A 17,128-nucleotide genomic window follows, 5' to 3' on the forward strand; every position below is an offset into this window, starting at 1 on the left:
CATGGTGAGCCATGAAGGACTCGAACCTTCGACCCTCTGATTAAAAGTCAGATGCTCTACCAACTGAGCTAATGGCTCGCTTTAAAAGCGACTTGTCTATCTTACCATATGAAAGTGGTGCCGGCAAGAGGACTTGAACCCCCAACCTACTGATTACAAGTCAGTTGCTCTACCAGTTGAGCTACACCGGCTTTATCTATCCTAACATTATGTAAGAATAAATATGGTGGAGGATGACGGGCTCGAACCGCCGACCCTCTGCTTGTAAGGCAGATGCTCTCCCAGCTGAGCTAATCCTCCACTATGTAGGAATCTCTCGATCCGACAAAGATTATTATATACAGGTTTTAATCATTTGTAAAGGCTATATTAAAAAAATTTTATTTCAATTTTCATTGCGTATTTCTTTTAACAAATGATCGTCATTTCTCCTATTCAAACAGCTGCTGTTCCACGTTTTGCAGCTGAACTTCTCTCTTCTATATTCTCTTTTAAAACGTTCGATTCCTTCAGAAATATTAGCAGTCCCTCATTTTTATACTTTAATGATATATGTATCTCTTTAGCCGTAAGCATTTATAAAAAATCATAGAGGCTTATACATTTTTAATTTCCCTATATAAGCTGATACTCTGTCTCTCTATTGTTTTTTTATAGATAATGGTTTATGCGATAGACTCTTTTTCTCTTTATATCCAAGTATTTCACACGCTGCTTGTGGACATAAAATGAAGCCACGATCTTTTATCAAACAAGTGAATGTATGTACCCTCAACTTGCACAAAAAAGACCAGTTCCGACTGGAACTGATCCTAATAGAAGCTTGGCGGCGTCCTACTCTCACAGGGGGAAACCCCCAACTACCATCGGCGCTGAAGAGCTTAACTTCCGTGTTCGGTATGGGAACGGGTGTGACCTCTTCGCTATCGCCACCAAACCTGATGGAGAGAATGTTCTCTCAAAACTAGATAACAATGTTCATGCTTCACATTAGAATATAGGTTAAGTCCTCGATCTATTAGTATCTGTCAGCTCCACGTGTCACCACGCTTCCACCTCAGACCTATCAACCTGATCATCTTTCAGGGATCTTACTTCCTTGCGGAATGGGAAATCTCATCTTGAGGGGGGCTTCATGCTTAGATGCTTTCAGCACTTATCCCGTCCGCACATAGCTACCCAGCGATGCCCTTGGCAGAACAACTGGTACACCAGCGGTGCGTCCATCCCGGTCCTCTCGTACTAAGGACAGCTCCTCTCAAATTTCCTGCGCCCGCGACGGATAGGGACCGAACTGTCTCACGACGTTCTGAACCCAGCTCGCGTACCGCTTTAATGGGCGAACAGCCCAACCCTTGGGACCGACTACAGCCCCAGGATGCGATGAGCCGACATCGAGGTGCCAAACCTCCCCGTCGATGTGGACTCTTGGGGGAGATAAGCCTGTTATCCCCGGGGTAGCTTTTATCCGTTGAGCGATGGCCCTTCCATGCGGAACCACCGGATCACTAAGCCCGACTTTCGTCCCTGCTCGACTTGTAGGTCTCGCAGTCAAGCTCCCTTGTGCCTTTACACTCTGCGAATGATTTCCAACCATTCTGAGGGAACCTTTGGGCGCCTCCGTTACATTTTAGGAGGCGACCGCCCCAGTCAAACTGCCCACCTGACACTGTCTCCCTGCCCGATAAGGGCAGCGGGTTAGAAGGTCAATACAGCCAGGGTAGTATCCCACCAATGCCTCCACCGAAGCTAGCGCTCCGGTTTCCAAGGCTCCTACCTATCCTGTACAAGCTGTACCAACATTCAATATCAGGCTGCAGTAAAGCTCCACGGGGTCTTTCCGTCCTGTCGCGGGTAACCTGCATCTTCACAGGTACTATAATTTCACCGAGTCTCTCGTTGAGACAGTGCCCAGATCGTTGCGCCTTTCGTGCGGGTCGGAACTTACCCGACAAGGAATTTCGCTACCTTAGGACCGTTATAGTTACGGCCGCCGTTTACTGGGGCTTCAATTCGCACCTTCGCTTACGCTAAGCGCTCCTCTTAACCTTCCAGCACCGGGCAGGCGTCAGCCCCTATACTTCGCCTTACGGCTTCGCAGAGACCTGTGTTTTTGCTAAACAGTCGCCTGGGCCTATTCACTGCGGCTTCTCGGGGCTTTAACACCCTAAGAAGCACCCCTTCTCCCGAAGTTACGGGGTCATTTTGCCGAGTTCCTTAACGAGAGTTCTCTCGATCACCTTAGGATTCTCTCCTCGCCTACCTGTGTCGGTTTGCGGTACGGGCACCTCTCACCTCGCTAGAGGCTTTTCTTGGCAGTGTGGAATCAGGAACTTCGCTACTAAATTTCGCTCGCCATCACAGCTCAGCCTTTACGGGAAACGGATTTGCCTATTTCCCAGCCTAACTGCTTGGACGCGGATATCCAATACCGCGCTTACCCTATCCTCCTGCGTCCCCCCATTGCTCAAATGGTGAGGAGGTGGTACAGGAATATCAACCTGTTGTCCATCGCCTACGCCTTTCGGCCTCGGCTTAGGTCCCGACTAACCCTGAGCGGACGAGCCTTCCTCAGGAAACCTTAGGCATTCGGTGGACGGGATTCTCACCCGTCTTTCGCTACTCATACCGGCATTCTCACTTCTAAGCGCTCCACCAGTCCTTCCGGTCTGGCTTCACAGCCCTTAGAACGCTCTCCTACCACTGTTCGTAAGAACAGTCCGCAGCTTCGGTGATACGTTTAGCCCCGGTACATTTTCGGCGCAGAGTCACTCGACCAGTGAGCTATTACGCACTCTTTAAATGGTGGCTGCTTCTAAGCCAACATCCTGGTTGTCTAAGCAACTCCACATCCTTTTCCACTTAACGTATACTTTGGGACCTTAGCTGGCGGTCTGGGCTGTTTCCCTTTCGACTACGGATCTTATCACTCGCAGTCTGACTCCCAAGGATAAGTCGTCGGCATTCGGAGTTTGACTGAATTCGGTAACCCGGTAGGGGCCCCTAGTCCAATCAGTGCTCTACCTCCGAGACTCTTACCTTGAGGCTAGCCCTAAAGCTATTTCGGAGAGAACCAGCTATCTCCAGGTTCGATTGGCATTTCACCCCTACCCACACCTCATCCCCGCACTTTTCAACGTGCGTGGGTTCGGGCCTCCATTCAGTGTTACCTGAACTTCACCCTGGACATGGGTAGATCACCTGGTTTCGGGTCTACGACCACGTACTCATGCGCCCTATTCAGACTCGCTTTCGCTGCGGCTCCGCATCTTCTGCTTAACCTTGCACGGGATCGTAACTCGCCGGTTCATTCTACAAAAGGCACGCCATCACCCGTTAACGGGCTCTGACTACTTGTAGGCACACGGTTTCAGGATCTATTTCACTCCCCTTCCGGGGTGCTTTTCACCTTTCCCTCACGGTACTGGTTCACTATCGGTCACTAGGGAGTATTTAGCCTTGGGAGATGGTCCTCCCGGATTCCGACGGAATTTCACGTGTTCCGCCGTACTCAGGATCCACTCTGGAGAGAACGACATTTCAGTTACAGGGCTGTTACCTTCTTTGGCGGGCCTTTCCAGACCTCTTCGCTTATATCGTTCCTTTGTAACTCCGTATAGAGTGTCCTACAACCCCAAGAGGCAAGCCTCTTGGTTTGGGCTGTTCCCGTTTCGCTCGCCGCTACTCAGGGAATCGCATTTGCTTTCTCTTCCTCCGGGTACTTAGATGTTTCAGTTCCCCGGGTATGCCTTCTCATACTCTATGTATTCAAGTATGGATACTACTCCATTACGAGCAGTGGGTTTCCCCATTCGGAAATCTCCGGATCAAAGCTTGCTTACAGCTCCCCGAAGCATATCGGTGTTCGTCCCGTCCTTCATCGGCTCCTAGTGCCAAGGCATCCACCGTGCGCCCTTTCTAACTTAACCATTTCTTACTTTAGAAAGAATCACTATGTGTGATGAACTTTGCATTGCATTCAATGTGAATGTATTACTTATTGTTATCTAGTTTTCAAAGAACAATCCTGTCTCGCTAGAGACATGTTTTGAAGGAATGATCCTTCAAAACTAAACAAGACGAAAACGTACGCTGCTCCATATATCCTTAGAAAGGAGGTGATCCAGCCGCACCTTCCGATACGGCTACCTTGTTACGACTTCACCCCAATCATCTGCCCCACCTTCGGCGGCTGGCTCCATAAAGGTTACCTCACCGACTTCGGGTGTTGCAAACTCTCGTGGTGTGACGGGCGGTGTGTACAAGGCCCGGGAACGTATTCACCGCGGCATGCTGATCCGCGATTACTAGCGATTCCAGCTTCACGCAGTCGAGTTGCAGACTGCGATCCGAACTGAGAACAGATTTATGGGATTGGCTAAACCTTGCGGTCTTGCAGCCCTTTGTTCTGTCCATTGTAGCACGTGTGTAGCCCAGGTCATAAGGGGCATGATGATTTGACGTCATCCCCACCTTCCTCCGGTTTGTCACCGGCAGTCACCTTAGAGTGCCCAACTGAATGCTGGCAACTAAGATCAAGGGTTGCGCTCGTTGCGGGACTTAACCCAACATCTCACGACACGAGCTGACGACAACCATGCACCACCTGTCACTCTGTCCCCGAAGGGAAAGCCCTATCTCTAGGGTTGTCAGAGGATGTCAAGACCTGGTAAGGTTCTTCGCGTTGCTTCGAATTAAACCACATGCTCCACCGCTTGTGCGGGCCCCCGTCAATTCCTTTGAGTTTCAGTCTTGCGACCGTACTCCCCAGGCGGAGTGCTTAATGCGTTAGCTGCAGCACTAAGGGGCGGAAACCCCCTAACACTTAGCACTCATCGTTTACGGCGTGGACTACCAGGGTATCTAATCCTGTTCGCTCCCCACGCTTTCGCTCCTCAGCGTCAGTTACAGACCAGAGAGTCGCCTTCGCCACTGGTGTTCCTCCACATCTCTACGCATTTCACCGCTACACGTGGAATTCCACTCTCCTCTTCTGCACTCAAGTTTCCCAGTTTCCAATGACCCTCCCCGGTTGAGCCGGGGGCTTTCACATCAGACTTAAGAAACCGCCTGCGAGCCCTTTACGCCCAATAATTCCGGACAACGCTTGCCACCTACGTATTACCGCGGCTGCTGGCACGTAGTTAGCCGTGGCTTTCTGGTTAGGTACCGTCAAGGTGCGAGCAGTTACTCTCGCACTTGTTCTTCCCTAACAACAGAGCTTTACGATCCGAAAACCTTCATCACTCACGCGGCGTTGCTCCGTCAGACTTTCGTCCATTGCGGAAGATTCCCTACTGCTGCCTCCCGTAGGAGTCTGGGCCGTGTCTCAGTCCCAGTGTGGCCGATCACCCTCTCAGGTCGGCTACGCATCGTCGCCTTGGTGAGCCATTACCCCACCAACTAGCTAATGCGCCGCGGGTCCATCTGTAAGTGACAGCCGAAACCGTCTTTCATCCTTGAACCATGCGGTTCAAGGAACTATCCGGTATTAGCTCCGGTTTCCCGGAGTTATCCCAGTCTTACAGGCAGGTTACCCACGTGTTACTCACCCGTCCGCCGCTAACATCCGGGAGCAAGCTCCCTTCTGTCCGCTCGACTTGCATGTATTAGGCACGCCGCCAGCGTTCGTCCTGAGCCAGGATCAAACTCTCCGAGGTATGCAGGATGCATATCACACATGCGTTGCTACACGATGTAGCGAACTTAGCATGTGATCATTTCCTGCCTCGCCAGTTTGACTGACTACCTATGAAGTTTCATAGGATTTTTTTATAAAAACTCGAATTAACAGGTACGTTTTGTCTTGTTTAGTTTTCAAAGATCATCTTCGTCGTCTCTCAGAGGCGACTTTATTAATATAACATTCTATCAAGATAAAGTCAACAACTTTTTTCTTAATGTTATTTATCAACCGCGCTGTTTCAGCGGCGAATACAAATATAACACCTTTTGAAAGAAGAAACAAGTATTTTTTCTAAATAATTTATTTTTCCTTATCTCTTCCTATATATTGATACAAATGCTGCTTATCTCGGGAATTGTCTATTGTTGATCCTGCAGGTCTTTAGTATATTTATAATAGATTGAAACTAAATAACCGCAGGGGGAGCTTTGTGCTGAGAGTGAACATTCGTTGTTCTGACCCTTTGAACCTGTCAGTTAATACTGAAGTAGGAATGTGGAATCACTTGAATACATACGGTGTATTCAAATCGATATGTTTTTCTATGAATAACATACTCATCCTTACACGGTCTCTCCTTGCTCAATTCATGAAAAAGGAGATTTTTTTATGCAGCAATCAAATCAATTGGTACGACTGATGGAAATCGCGATTATGACTTCACTTGCTCTTGTATTAGATTACTTATCAGGTCTCTTTTTAAGAATGCCCAATGGCGGTTCTCTTGCGCTGATTATGATTCCCGTTATTCTCATGTCTATTAGATGGGGAATATCTACCGGATTTATCATCGGTGTGTTAATCGCAGGTCTTCAGCTGATGAATAGCCCGATCATCGCTACACCTGTTCAAGGATTCCTCGATTACTTCGTTGCATCCGTTGTCATTTCTTTAAGCGGCCTGTTTTCTGGACTGATCAAAAAAGCCATTCAGGATCAAAAGCGAAAACAGCAATTCTTCTATATTACCTTAGCTGTTTTTGTTGCTAGTTTATTCAGACTGCTGACGTTCTTTATTTCTGGCGTCGTTTTCTTCTCTCAATATGCACCGAAAGGAACACCAGGATGGGTCTACTCTTTAATTTATAACAGCACATATATGGTTCCTTCATTTATTATTTGCAGTATCGTTCTTTGTATACTCATCCCAAGTGCATCTCGTTTGGTTTTTCCTCGTCAAAAATAACCGGCTGATTTCAGCTGGTTATTTTTTTATGCATAATTTGCTGCTCTATGGAATCTATTAATAATAGAAGATTTCATGCTGGAGGTACGACAATGAGCCCTTACTCCATTATGCTGTGCTGCTATATTCTCAGTCTTGCTTATTTTTTGGCAGGTTTCTATGAAGCTTTAAAAATAGCAGGCGTGAAAGGAAAAGTAGAAGCTTCACCGTTTATTTCTTACATGCTGCTTGCTGTGCTCTTCACTTTTTTCTCTCATTATTACTGGAAGCTGACGATTTAATCCGCTGTACATGGTTATTCAATATAGAGAGCTCCCATCCATACCCTATTTCATTATGGTTCTCGCCAGCCAGCTCGAACTGGCTGGTAACGACAAAACTAGGTTGAAGTTTTTGATAAAATTGTTTTGCCGAATTTTGCTCAAACACCCATAGCATCAACCTCTGATACCCTTTTTCTATTAAATAATCGACACCTTTAGCAATTAAAGCAATACCCGCACCTGATTTCTGTTTCTGTTGTAATAAATAGATGGCATACAGCTCTCCATCATATGTAGAATAACGTTCGTCACGTTGTTTTCCGAAAGAAGCAAAACCAAATACGCCATCCGCATCTTCTGCGACAAACGTGCCTTCAAGCGATCTTTTTCTCCAGCTCTCTTTCCGATCTTTTATATTTAAACCATCCAAATAATCCTGATTAATAATGCCTTGATAAGTCGTTTGCCAGCTCTTCACATGTATTTCGGCGATTTTAGGAATATCTTGATGTACAGCATGTCTCACCTTCATCCGCACCACTCCTTTTAGTTTTTTACACCCTATCTTCATTATCATAAATTCCTATTACGTAGAATTCAATGGTCTGTATTTCAATGGTTAAAACTTCTTCTATAAAAAATAGACACCTTCTGCTGGAAGGTGTCTATTGATTTTATTCTTCTATTTGAGTATCAGCGATCTCTTTTTTTCTTGGCTGTTTGATTTCGTTTGTCAGCTCTTGAATGCTTTGCTTCACATTTCCTTTGCCGGAAAAGTTCTCAATAATTTCTTTCACATCTATTCCAGAGGATGCTTTCAGACTTTCTTGCAGACTGGACATGAGGTTTGTGGCATAGCCTGTAACTTTATTGGCACCGCTGCCTTCCCCGTTACCGCCCGTATCCACAACAGTAATTTTATCAATGTTAGAAAGTGGTGCAGATACTTGCTTCGCATATTCAGGTAGCATTTTCACAATCATATCAAGGATCGCTGCCTGACCATACTGTTCGAATGCTTCAGCGATTTTCTCTTTCGCTTCCGCTTCTGCAAGTCCTTTTAGTCTAATGACTTCTGCTTCTGTTTCCCCTTTTGCACGATCCGCTTCCGCTTTGGCAAGTCCGTCAATACGAACTTTCTCAGCTTCTGCTTTGGCCATTGCTTCAATGCTGTATTTCTTCGCATCTGCTTCAGCAAGGCGTTTCGCTTTTTCCGCAGCAGCCGACTGCTCAACAGCATAACGGTCCGCATCTGCTTTCTTTTTCACTTCAGAATCGTATTGACGTTCACGACGCTGAATCTCTTTTTCTTCTAATTCAATTTGTTTCTGACGCTCAATGATTTTGACTTGCATTTCTTGTTCAGTTACGTGCTGACGGTTACGAGCTGTTTCTAGATCGTACGCTTGGTCAGCACTTGCTTTCGCCGTATCCTGTTCACGTCTAAATTCTGCTCTTTTCAGCTCATTGATCTTTTCTGCTTCAGCGATTTCAGTAGCACGCTCAAGCTCAGATTTCTTCGCATCTTTATCTGCTTCGGCACGTTTGATACGTGTTTCTTTATCTGCTTCAGCTGTTGCAATATCTGCATCGCGTTTTACTTGGGCAATTCTTGGTTTACCTAGAGATTCTAAATAGCCATTTTTATCACGAACATCTTTAATCGTAAACGATACAATGACAAGACCCATTTTCGCTAAATCTTGAGAAGCGACACGTTGTACTTCTTGAGAAAATTTCTCTCTGTTTTTATAAATCTCTTCAACTGTCATTGATCCTAAGATGGAACGAAGGTGACCTTCTAATACTTCTCTCGCTTCGTTTTCGCGGTCTTCTTTTGTTTTCCCTAAAAATTGCTCTGCAGCAGTCGCGATTTCTTCAATCGATCCGCCAATTTTTATGATGGCCGTTCCATCCGCCATGACTGGTACACCTTGTTCGGTATAGACTTCAGGTGTTGAAACATCTAGCTTGCTAGATAGTAAGCTGAGCGGCTCTGCTTGTTGAAAGACTGGAAGTACAAAGGTACCGCCGCCTCTTACAATCTTAATCTTGTTTCCACCTTCATCCACGTGGACATTTTTACTTCCTAGGTAACTTCCTGTAACAATTAATGCTTCATCTGGACCTGCTGTCCGGTATTTAGAAACAAATACACCAATAAGTGCAATAAGAATCACAAGCACAATTCCAATGATCACTAAAATAGTTGTTCCTGGCATAGCATTCCCTCCTAGATTTCTTCATTTGGTATAACAGATAAGACGCCTTTGTTCACTTCGACAACTAGCACACGGGTTCCATATGGAATCTCCTCTTGGTCGAAACTGACAGCTGGCTTTGAGATTTTCCCGCTATTACTGATTAACAGCACTTCTCCAAATCCGTCTTTTGGAACAGATACAATGATCTCCCCAGTTCTTCCTTTTAAATCGGCCTCCGTATAAGAGAGAGATTCTTCAGCAGAGGAAAGCGGGACTAATACAAATACATTTAAACAGGTCACAAGAATCACTGCGAGGATGGCAGATAATACTGCGCCAAGTCCACTTCCTACAATTGCTGTTTTTTCAGAGATAAACCCTCCAGCTGAGAAAAAGGTAAGAAATGCGAGGATCAATGTTGGTTGAAGGAATGGAACAGGGATCGCTTCAAATAATCCATCAAATACATCGCCGAAAAAGACGAAAACAAGTGTCAGGATTCCTGATATCATTAATATGTATAAATACAGCGTCTGAAGAGGCAGCCCGAACACATCCATCTTCCTCATCCTTTCTTCATGAAATGAACATCTTTTGTTTCATTTAGACCACACCCACCTCCAATGTATTCCTTCTAACAGGTAATACGAACCACTTTTGTAAAGGTTTCATATTTCATCACAATTCTTCAAAGGGATTTTCGGATAGCTCAAGAATGATTGTCATGTACCATTATGTTAAAATTTGATCTTGAGGTGATGAGAAAATGAGTATATTACATGAAGCGAGACAAGAATTGTGGCACGAGCTGCAAGGTTTGAGCGAAGAACAATTGAACCAAAAATTATCTGATGATACTTGGAGTATTCAAGAGGTAGCAGATCATTTAAAGAAAATGGACCTAGTTGCAGCAAAACATCTAGCTGCTGAGGGTAAAAAAGCACCGATTAAAGAATATGAACCAAAGCCGGTAGAAATGGCAGAGGACCGTTCGAAAAAAGCCACTGCGCCTAGTATTGTTGAGCCTGAACGCAAGCATGTAACACCTACACATTTAAAGGATGAGCTCGATACTGCACGTGAGCAGCTCAATCAAATTTTATCCACATTTACTGAGGAAGATTTCAAACGCGTCATTGCACATCCTGTGTTTAAAGAGCTATCCCTTAAGCAATACCTTGATTTTATCGGCGCACACGAAAAACGCCATATTCATCAAATCAAAGAAATTAAAGAACAACTATAGGCATAAAAAAGACTCCCTTTTGGGAGCCTTTTTTCATTGTTACACCGTTTTAGGTGTTAACTCAAAGCAGCGAGCATAAATCCATTTGTACGCTTTTTCGTTTAAATCTCTTGGGTTTCCAACTGTTTGCGGATCTTTCATTGCTTCTTTAGATAAACGATCAATCATATCTTTTGATACACCTTGTTCTTCTAATGAAGGAACTTCTAAATCCTCTACTAAATCATACATCCAGTTCACAGCTGCTTTGGCTGCTTCCTCTGTTGTCATTCTGCTTGTATCAATCCCAAACGCTTGCGCAATTCGAGCGAATTTTTCCGGATACCCTTTCCAGTTATACTCCATCACTGGTCCCATCATCGCTGCAACACACTGACCGTGAGCGACAGGAATAATACCTCCGAGTGTTTGACTCATCGCATGTGCAGCTCCAGCTGATTCACTTCCATAAGAAAGCCCGGCAAGCATCGCAGCTTGTGCCATTCCATATCTTGCTTCTAAGTCCTCGCCATCAGCAAAGGCACGGCGAATATAATGAGCTGCATATTCAATTGCCATGAGCGCTACCGCATCTGTAATCGGCTGAGCAAATTTCATCGTATAGCATTCAATCGCGTGAGCAAGCGCGTCAATTCCAGTCATTGCTGTCACATGAGGCGGCATGGACACATGAAGCTCTGGATCAATGACTGTTAGATGAGCTGCAATGAGAGGTCCACCAGTATTGAATTTGAATTCTCTTTCTTCATCAGTAATGACCGCCCACTGCGTTACCTCTGAACCTGTACCAGCTGTTGTCGGAATAGTGGTTAAAGGAGGGATTCTGTTTTCTAGCGGTTTTTTTCCCTCTGCCGCTTCGTAATCAAGGACTGAGCCTTCATGAGTCGCCTCTACTCCGATTGCCTTTGCTGTATCCATTGAACTGCCGCCGCCTACTGCGACTAATCCATTACAGCCTTCTTTTTCATATAAAGCAGATCCTTCGTTCACTAGACGGACTGGCGGATTTGGCTCTACTTTATCAAATAGAACGACATCGATTTGTGCTTCTTTTAATGAAGCAATTACTGGGTCCACCACGCCGGCTTGATAAATACCAGGGTCTGTTACAAGCAATACCTTTGAAACGCCGTATGCTTTTACTTCTTCCCCAACATGTTTCACTGCACCAATGCCGTGTTTGATAACAGTCGGAATTTCAAATGTGTGGAATTTCTGCATGCTTTCAATTTTCATATTTAGTGTCATAAAGAATCTCCTCCAAATGCTTAATTTTTATTTAAACCAATGAACCGCTTCAGGTTTTGTATTTCGATATAAATGCTTCAGTTCGGTATATTCTTCAAGCCCCGTGCGTCCTAATTCGCGCCCAATGCCTGATTGCTTGTAGCCACCCCAAGGTGCTTGAGCGAAATAAGGATGGAAGTCATTGATCCAAACCGTGCCCAATCTTAATTGTCGAGCCACTCTTTCGGCCTTGCTGATATCAGAAGACCACACAGCTCCTGCTAATCCATAAATCGTATCATTTGCCAGCTTGATGACTTCTTCCTCTGTACGGAAGGATTCGACTGTCAGGACAGGTCCAAAGACTTCTTCCTGTACAATCCGCATATCTGACGTGCAGCCTGAGAAAATGGTCGGCAAGTAGAAGAACCCATTTTGCAGCGCCTCTGCGTCAGGTCTTTTTCCGCCTGTCTCTAACTTAGCGCCTTCTTCTAAACCGATGCTGACGTATTTTTCTACTTTTTCTCGATGCTCAGCTGAGATGAGCGGCCCGCTCTGGGTGTGTTCATCAAAGCCGCTACCTAGCTTGATTTTTTTCGTACGCTTCACCAGTTCTTCTAAAAATTCATCATGAATGGATTCTTCCACCAGCAAACGTGAACCTGCTGAACACACTTGCCCTGCATGGAAAAATACAGCATTCATTGCCTGGTCAACCGCTACGTCTAAATCAGCATCTTGAAACACAATATTCGGATTCTTTCCACCAAGCTCAAGGGCTATTTTTTTCACATTCCCGCTGGCTCCCTGCATAATTTTCTTCCCTGTTTCAATACCGCCTGTAAATGAAATCAAATCTACTTGATCATTTACAGCAAGCTCATCACCAACGGTTGCCCCAGGTCCAAGCACTAGGTTTGCAACGCCTGCTGGAACGCCCGCTTCTTCCATGAGTTTAAATATTTTTATTGTGGTGAGTGGTGTGATTTCACTTGGCTTTAGAACGATTGTATTTCCCGCCGCAAGTGCAGGAGCGATTTTCCAGCTTGCTTGAAGCAATGGATAGTTCCAAGGAGTGATTTGTCCGCATACACCGACAGGCTCTCTGACTAATTCACTTTTCGAGTTTGGAATTGGTGATGCAATGATTTCCCCGCCATCTTTATCAGCCAGACCTGCGTAATATTGGAACACGTTCGCAATATCGTCCATATCTGCCTTGCTTTCCTCTAATGTTTTGCCTGTATCAAGCGATTCCAATTTGGCTAGTTCATCAAGATCACGTCTAATCAATTCAGCTATCTTAAACACAATATTTCCTCTTTCAAGTCCAGGCAGGTTTGCCCAGTCCCCTTGATCGAAGGCTTTTCTCGCTGCTTTAATGGCTAGCTGCGCGTCATTTCTAGATCCTTCGCTGACTGTCGCGATCACTTCTTGATTGAACGGATTGATGATATCCCGTGTGTCGCTACTTTTAGCGCCAACCCATTGTCCGTCTATAAATAGCGTTTGACTCATAGAAGGAACCTCCTCTGATTCTCTTTGGTAAGTTTGTTAAATAAAAATTTAACGTTTTGAACATAATTAACTTATCATGTTCAAATTTTTCTGTCAAAGGGAGATATGCTTCATTTATTTTGACATTTTGTATTCTTTCGTTAACATATAGTCCATAAAGATTTTTTTGAACGGATTGAATTTTCTTAATAGAAAGCAGGGACAAAATGAAAAAGCAGGAAAAGCCGCAAGCAGAAGATCGTATATTAGCTGCTAAAGATCTAGTCATTGATTCCATAGCTGAAACGATGGATCTCTATGGCATTACAAGAAGTGCAGGTATTCTATATGGAACGATGTATTTAAATGAGGAAATGACACTGGATGAAATGCGTGAAGAGCTGCAAATGAGTAAGCCGAGTATGAGTACGGGTGTGAAAAAGCTGCAAGACATGAATATTGTCAAAAAGACGTTTCACCGTGGCCGAAGAAAACACAGCTTTGTTGCGGAAAAAGACTTTTTTAAGTTTTTCACGAACTTCTTTCCGCAAAAATGGGAACGTGAGGTCGAGGTCAATTTAGCGGCAATTGAAGAAGCGCAAGAGCGGCTTCAAGAGGTGTCGCGTGATGATCAGCTGGAGGAACATGTAAGAGAGGAAGCGCAGCAGCTCATTGAGCAGCTTGAAAGCTCAAAAGCCTATTATGACTGGCTGAGACGATTAGCCCATTCTGTTCATTCTGGCGAAATTTTTGACTATATTCCAATTGAGCAGAAAGAAAAATAGACGATGTGTTTACGTTTTACAGCTTGAATTTCAGAGGAGGATTGATTATAATAAATTATGTCGTCATACATCGGGGCATTAGCTCAGCTGGGAGAGCGCTACGCTGGCAGCGTAGAGGTCAGCGGTTCGATCCCGCTATGCTCCATACGAAAAACCATTCTTGTAAAATCAAGGATGGTTTTTTTATGTACATATCTCTTACAGTTCTGTTTGTTCATTGTTTTTTCTTAATAACCTTATGATGCGATATGTAATCACAGAAAGATAAGTTAGGATGAGAATGATTGTGTAGGACACAGGGAAATCGCTCGTCATTCCGTGATAAATGAAATAGATGAGCAGCACTGACAGCATGATGATCTGGAACAGTCCTTTTTTCATTTTTCTCCCCTCTTATGATATTGATTTGGTTGATTATATCACAAAAGATGTTATTTTTTGTTAGCTATCAGCAAGGTGGCATTTCCTCACTTGCTGATAGCTCTTTTTACCAAATCATTACTTCTTCAGCAATTGTTCGATTTTGTTCTTCGTCTTCGGTCCGTAAATTCCGTCTGCAGTTAAGCCATTCATGAGCTGGAACCGCTTGACCGCATTCGCCGTTTTCGGTCCATAATAGCCGTCAATCCCGTTGTTTTTTGCCCCTTTGTCTGGGTAAAAATAGAGAGAAGATAAGGCTTTTTGCACAGCTGTGACTTGAGGGCCTTTTGTTAAGGGCTTGGAGACTTTTAAAATGCCAGATGGCAGATTTGACGATTTCTGTTTTGAAACGGGTGCTTTGTGGTTCAAGTTTTCTGCCTGAACTGTTTTTCTTGTACTTTTGCTGCCGGTATGCGCTGTGGCTATTCCAGCTTTAAACTGATCCCACCGTCCGAGAAGTTTCCTTGGACATTCTTTCCCGCTCCAATGTTTATGAGGCACTACATTTGATAAAGGAATTCCGAAATCTCCTATCAGCTTGCGAATGAGCCATTGGGCATTTTCGACTGCTTGTTCAAAATTACCGTCTGCATTTTCACAAATTTCAATTCCAATTGACTTCATATTGCCGGTGCCTCTGCCATCCCCTGCGTGCCAGCCGTTTTCGTTTAACGGTAAATGCTGATAAATCACCTGATCATCAACAGTGTAATGCCAGCTGACACCGGTACTTGAACGTGCAACAAACGCTGCATGACTGGCCGCATTAGCACCTTTTGCACTGTTTGACGTATTATGCACTGTAATATAGAGCGGCTTCATCGTGTTTCCTGGTCTGTTGCGATGTTGTTTTGGAATCAATGCTTGAATGATTTTTACCATGTCGTTTCTCCTTCAAGTATTATTTTGTTAGCCCTCTTTGTTTCAGAGCATCTTTTTGTAATTTGCCTTTGTAGGTCACATAATTGTTTTTAAACCAAGCTATTACCGCTGTGACCATAGTGAAAATTGTAGAACCTGCCACATATAGTGCCTCACCTGCGGTTTGTACTTGCTCCTCACTAATCGGAAGCACCGTCTGTCCAAACATGATAAACGTTTGATTGATCAGAGCAATAAAAAGAAGCACTGTGCGAATCACAGTGCCTTTGTCGAATGTTTTCATGAGTTTTCCTCCTATTTTAAATTTCGTTCTATTTTGTCGAGTTTGTCGATCACGACGTCATACTTTTCACTAAACTTGGCTAGCACATCATTTTGCGCCTCGATTTGCTCATTGAGTTTGTTTTCTCGTTCTTTTGTTGTGTTGAGAACATAGAACAGAATCCAGCAAAAGAGAACGGCAAATGGGCCTTGGGTCATTAAGTTTTGAACAACATCTACTTCCATTGGAATCACCTTCTTTCCGGCAAAAAAATAAAGCCATTAGGCTTCGTATTTGTCTCCTGTTATGTCTTGGTAGTGATCTGTGAGTATCCATATTAACTACACAAAAAAGCTTTAGTAGTTTCATTATATGATGACTACCATAGTGGAATTTCCTCATTAATTTCAATACGTGTTACCTTTGACGGATCGTTTGCAATTAATCCATCAAATTTTAGACTACCATCTTTAGATAAAGACATCCTTGCAGACCCGTATGAACCAACCGTCGCACAAGTGAAAACAGTTAAAGAGGAAGGTACATGCGTTAAACGTGCAATTTCTGTTTCATTAGCCGAAACTATTTCAAATGATCCTCTCAAATATAAAATATTTTGTCTGACAGAATATTTCAATGGGTTGGCTGAATATTGTTTTATATTACTATTGAGATTTACATTATACCAGGCAGCATTTAAATCTGAAGACGTGAGATGTTTTTCCCATTCAGTCCATGTATAGTCAGTCTTCCTAATTCTATAAAAAGAGTTCAGACCATTCACTGCATCATATATAGTTTGTAACAGGGTATTCCCATAACTGATAACAATCATAAATGCCCTTTTGATCTCTTTTGGACCATTAAGGCCCGCATTATAAATGAGATACATTCCTGTTTCTATAATTTCGTTATAGTCGGTGGTCTCACCTATACTTTTATAAAAGGGTTGACCGTTATCCCTTGTTATTTTATGAATCTGACTGTTATTCCACTTATCTTTTTCAGCTGCTGTCGGAAGCTGCGTCCAAGTGATAGATATGTGACTAGAATAATAGTAGAAGTAATATGCATTTCCGAATGTATCTATTGCAAAACCTGTTCCAATATTATTTTGTCCCACTGTCTGTATCCCTCTAATGGCATATTGTGAAGGGCTATCCTCTATTCCACTGGGAGCATAGAATGTACATGTCCCTTTGTCTTTAATTGAGTCATAAATTTTTGTGCCGGCAGGAATATTTATAAGATGTACTCCGTCATCACCTGTAATTTTATACAGCTGCGACTCATTCCATTTCTTTTTTTCTACTTCTGAAGAGTGCTGTCTCGAATCATCGATATGATTAGTTAATTGTTCTGATATACCAGTGTCGTTATGAATCAGTATTTTCAACATATCGTTGAATAGATCAGCATGAGCTTTATCACTCGTTTCAAAAGAACGAGGAGTTTTTATATCCAATGTGTT

General features: G+C 43.8%; 14 protein-coding genes, 4 tRNA genes, 3 rRNA genes and 1 riboswitch. Of the genes, 5 read left to right on the top strand and 16 right to left on the bottom strand.

The window, feature by feature from the left end; genetic code table 11:
* Positions 1-2: 2 nt before the first annotated feature.
* From AAYR28_RS14055 to AAYR28_RS14080, 6 genes are all read right to left on the bottom strand, one after another.
* Positions 3-78, bottom strand: a tRNA-Lys gene (locus tag AAYR28_RS14055).
* A 37-nt stretch (positions 79-115) separates the two neighbouring features.
* Positions 116-191, bottom strand: a tRNA-Thr gene (locus tag AAYR28_RS14060).
* A gap of 33 nt (positions 192-224) precedes the next feature.
* Positions 225-300, bottom strand: a tRNA-Val gene (locus tag AAYR28_RS14065).
* 521 nt (positions 301-821) lie between these two features.
* Positions 822-937 (bottom strand): 5S ribosomal RNA (rrf, locus tag AAYR28_RS14070).
* Between the two features lie 61 nt (positions 938-998).
* A 23S ribosomal RNA gene (locus tag AAYR28_RS14075) occupies positions 999-3,929 on the bottom strand.
* Between the two features lie 182 nt (positions 3,930-4,111).
* A 16S ribosomal RNA gene (locus AAYR28_RS14080) occupies positions 4,112-5,660 on the bottom strand.
* The 16S, 23S and 5S rRNA genes sit together here, the layout of an rRNA operon.
* A gap of 435 nt (positions 5,661-6,095) precedes the next feature.
* Positions 6,096-6,197, top strand: a riboswitch (TPP riboswitch).
* Between the two features lie 98 nt (positions 6,198-6,295).
* Here AAYR28_RS14080 and thiT point away from each other — a divergent pair.
* Together thiT and AAYR28_RS14090 are read left to right on the top strand one after the other, a co-directional pair.
* Positions 6,296-6,871 (top strand): energy-coupled thiamine transporter ThiT, encoded by a 576-nt coding sequence (thiT, locus tag AAYR28_RS14085; RefSeq protein ID WP_098677641.1) that lies wholly within the window; start codon positions 6,296-6,298, stop codon positions 6,869-6,871.
* A 92-nt stretch (positions 6,872-6,963) separates the two neighbouring features.
* Positions 6,964-7,152: a hypothetical protein gene (locus tag AAYR28_RS14090; protein WP_024423229.1), complete on the top strand. Its 189-nt coding sequence runs from the start codon at positions 6,964-6,966 to the stop codon at positions 7,150-7,152.
* Here AAYR28_RS14090 and AAYR28_RS14095 read toward each other — a convergent pair.
* The 3 genes from AAYR28_RS14095 to AAYR28_RS14105 all read right to left on the bottom strand — a co-directional run bounded on the left by AAYR28_RS14095 (position 7,112) and on the right by AAYR28_RS14105 (position 9,898).
* Entirely contained in the window at positions 7,112-7,666 is a 555-nt protein-coding gene (locus tag AAYR28_RS14095) for a GNAT family N-acetyltransferase (RefSeq protein ID WP_034284309.1), read from the bottom strand. The genes AAYR28_RS14090 and AAYR28_RS14095 overlap by 41 nt on opposite strands.
* Positions 7,667-7,808: 142 nt before the next feature.
* On the bottom strand, positions 7,809-9,356 hold the full coding sequence (locus AAYR28_RS14100) for a flotillin family protein (RefSeq protein WP_034284308.1): 1,548 nt from the start codon (positions 9,354-9,356) through the stop codon (positions 7,809-7,811).
* Positions 9,357-9,367: 11 nt separating this feature from the next.
* A complete protein-coding gene (locus tag AAYR28_RS14105) occupies positions 9,368-9,898 on the bottom strand; it encodes a hypothetical protein (protein WP_034284306.1) in 531 nt (176 codons plus the stop codon).
* Between the two features lie 206 nt (positions 9,899-10,104).
* Here AAYR28_RS14105 and AAYR28_RS14110 point away from each other — a divergent pair, with 206 nt between their 5' ends.
* Positions 10,105-10,584 (top strand): DinB family protein, encoded by a 480-nt coding sequence (locus tag AAYR28_RS14110; protein ID WP_024425883.1) that lies wholly within the window; start codon positions 10,105-10,107, stop codon positions 10,582-10,584.
* 39 nt (positions 10,585-10,623) lie between these two features.
* Here the strand turns inward: AAYR28_RS14110 and AAYR28_RS14115 are convergent, their stop codons facing one another.
* Together AAYR28_RS14115 and betB are read right to left on the bottom strand one after the other, a co-directional pair.
* Positions 10,624-11,832, bottom strand: a complete 1,209-nt coding sequence (locus AAYR28_RS14115) for an iron-containing alcohol dehydrogenase (protein ID WP_025094230.1) — start codon at positions 11,830-11,832, stop codon at positions 10,624-10,626.
* A 27-nt stretch (positions 11,833-11,859) separates the two neighbouring features.
* On the bottom strand, positions 11,860-13,329 hold the full coding sequence (betB, locus tag AAYR28_RS14120) for a betaine-aldehyde dehydrogenase (protein WP_120207570.1): 1,470 nt from the start codon (positions 13,327-13,329) through the stop codon (positions 11,860-11,862).
* Between the two features lie 206 nt (positions 13,330-13,535).
* On the opposite strand from betB, the gene cudC reads away from it, so the two are divergent.
* Both cudC and AAYR28_RS14130 read left to right on the top strand, forming a co-directional pair.
* Entirely contained in the window at positions 13,536-14,093 is a 558-nt protein-coding gene (cudC, locus tag AAYR28_RS14125; RefSeq protein WP_034284303.1) for a choline uptake/conversion transcriptional regulator CudC, read from the top strand.
* A 72-nt stretch (positions 14,094-14,165) separates the two neighbouring features.
* Positions 14,166-14,238: transfer RNA gene (locus tag AAYR28_RS14130), tRNA-Ala, on the top strand.
* A 53-nt stretch (positions 14,239-14,291) separates the two neighbouring features.
* Here AAYR28_RS14130 and AAYR28_RS14135 read toward each other — a convergent pair.
* The 5 genes from AAYR28_RS14135 to AAYR28_RS14155 form a co-directional block, all read right to left on the bottom strand.
* On the bottom strand, positions 14,292-14,474 hold the full coding sequence (locus AAYR28_RS14135; RefSeq protein WP_120207572.1) for a hypothetical protein: 183 nt from the start codon (positions 14,472-14,474) through the stop codon (positions 14,292-14,294).
* Positions 14,475-14,591: 117 nt separating this feature from the next.
* Entirely contained in the window at positions 14,592-15,395 is an 804-nt protein-coding gene (locus AAYR28_RS14140) for a peptidoglycan recognition protein family protein (RefSeq protein ID WP_120207574.1), read from the bottom strand.
* Positions 15,396-15,414: 19 nt separating this feature from the next.
* Entirely contained in the window at positions 15,415-15,678 is a 264-nt protein-coding gene (locus AAYR28_RS14145; protein ID WP_120207577.1) for a phage holin, read from the bottom strand.
* A gap of 11 nt (positions 15,679-15,689) precedes the next feature.
* Positions 15,690-15,902 (bottom strand): BhlA/UviB family holin-like peptide, encoded by a 213-nt coding sequence (locus tag AAYR28_RS14150; protein WP_017367922.1) that lies wholly within the window; start codon positions 15,900-15,902, stop codon positions 15,690-15,692.
* Between the two features lie 134 nt (positions 15,903-16,036).
* On the bottom strand, positions 16,037-17,122 hold the full coding sequence (locus AAYR28_RS14155) for a pyocin knob domain-containing protein (protein ID WP_120207580.1): 1,086 nt from the start codon (positions 17,120-17,122) through the stop codon (positions 16,037-16,039).
* Positions 17,123-17,128: the final 6 nt, after the last annotated feature.

It is taken from the genome of Bacillus safensis (genome assembly GCF_039619585.1).
GTDB lineage: Bacteria > Bacillota > Bacilli > Bacillales > Bacillaceae > Bacillus > Bacillus safensis.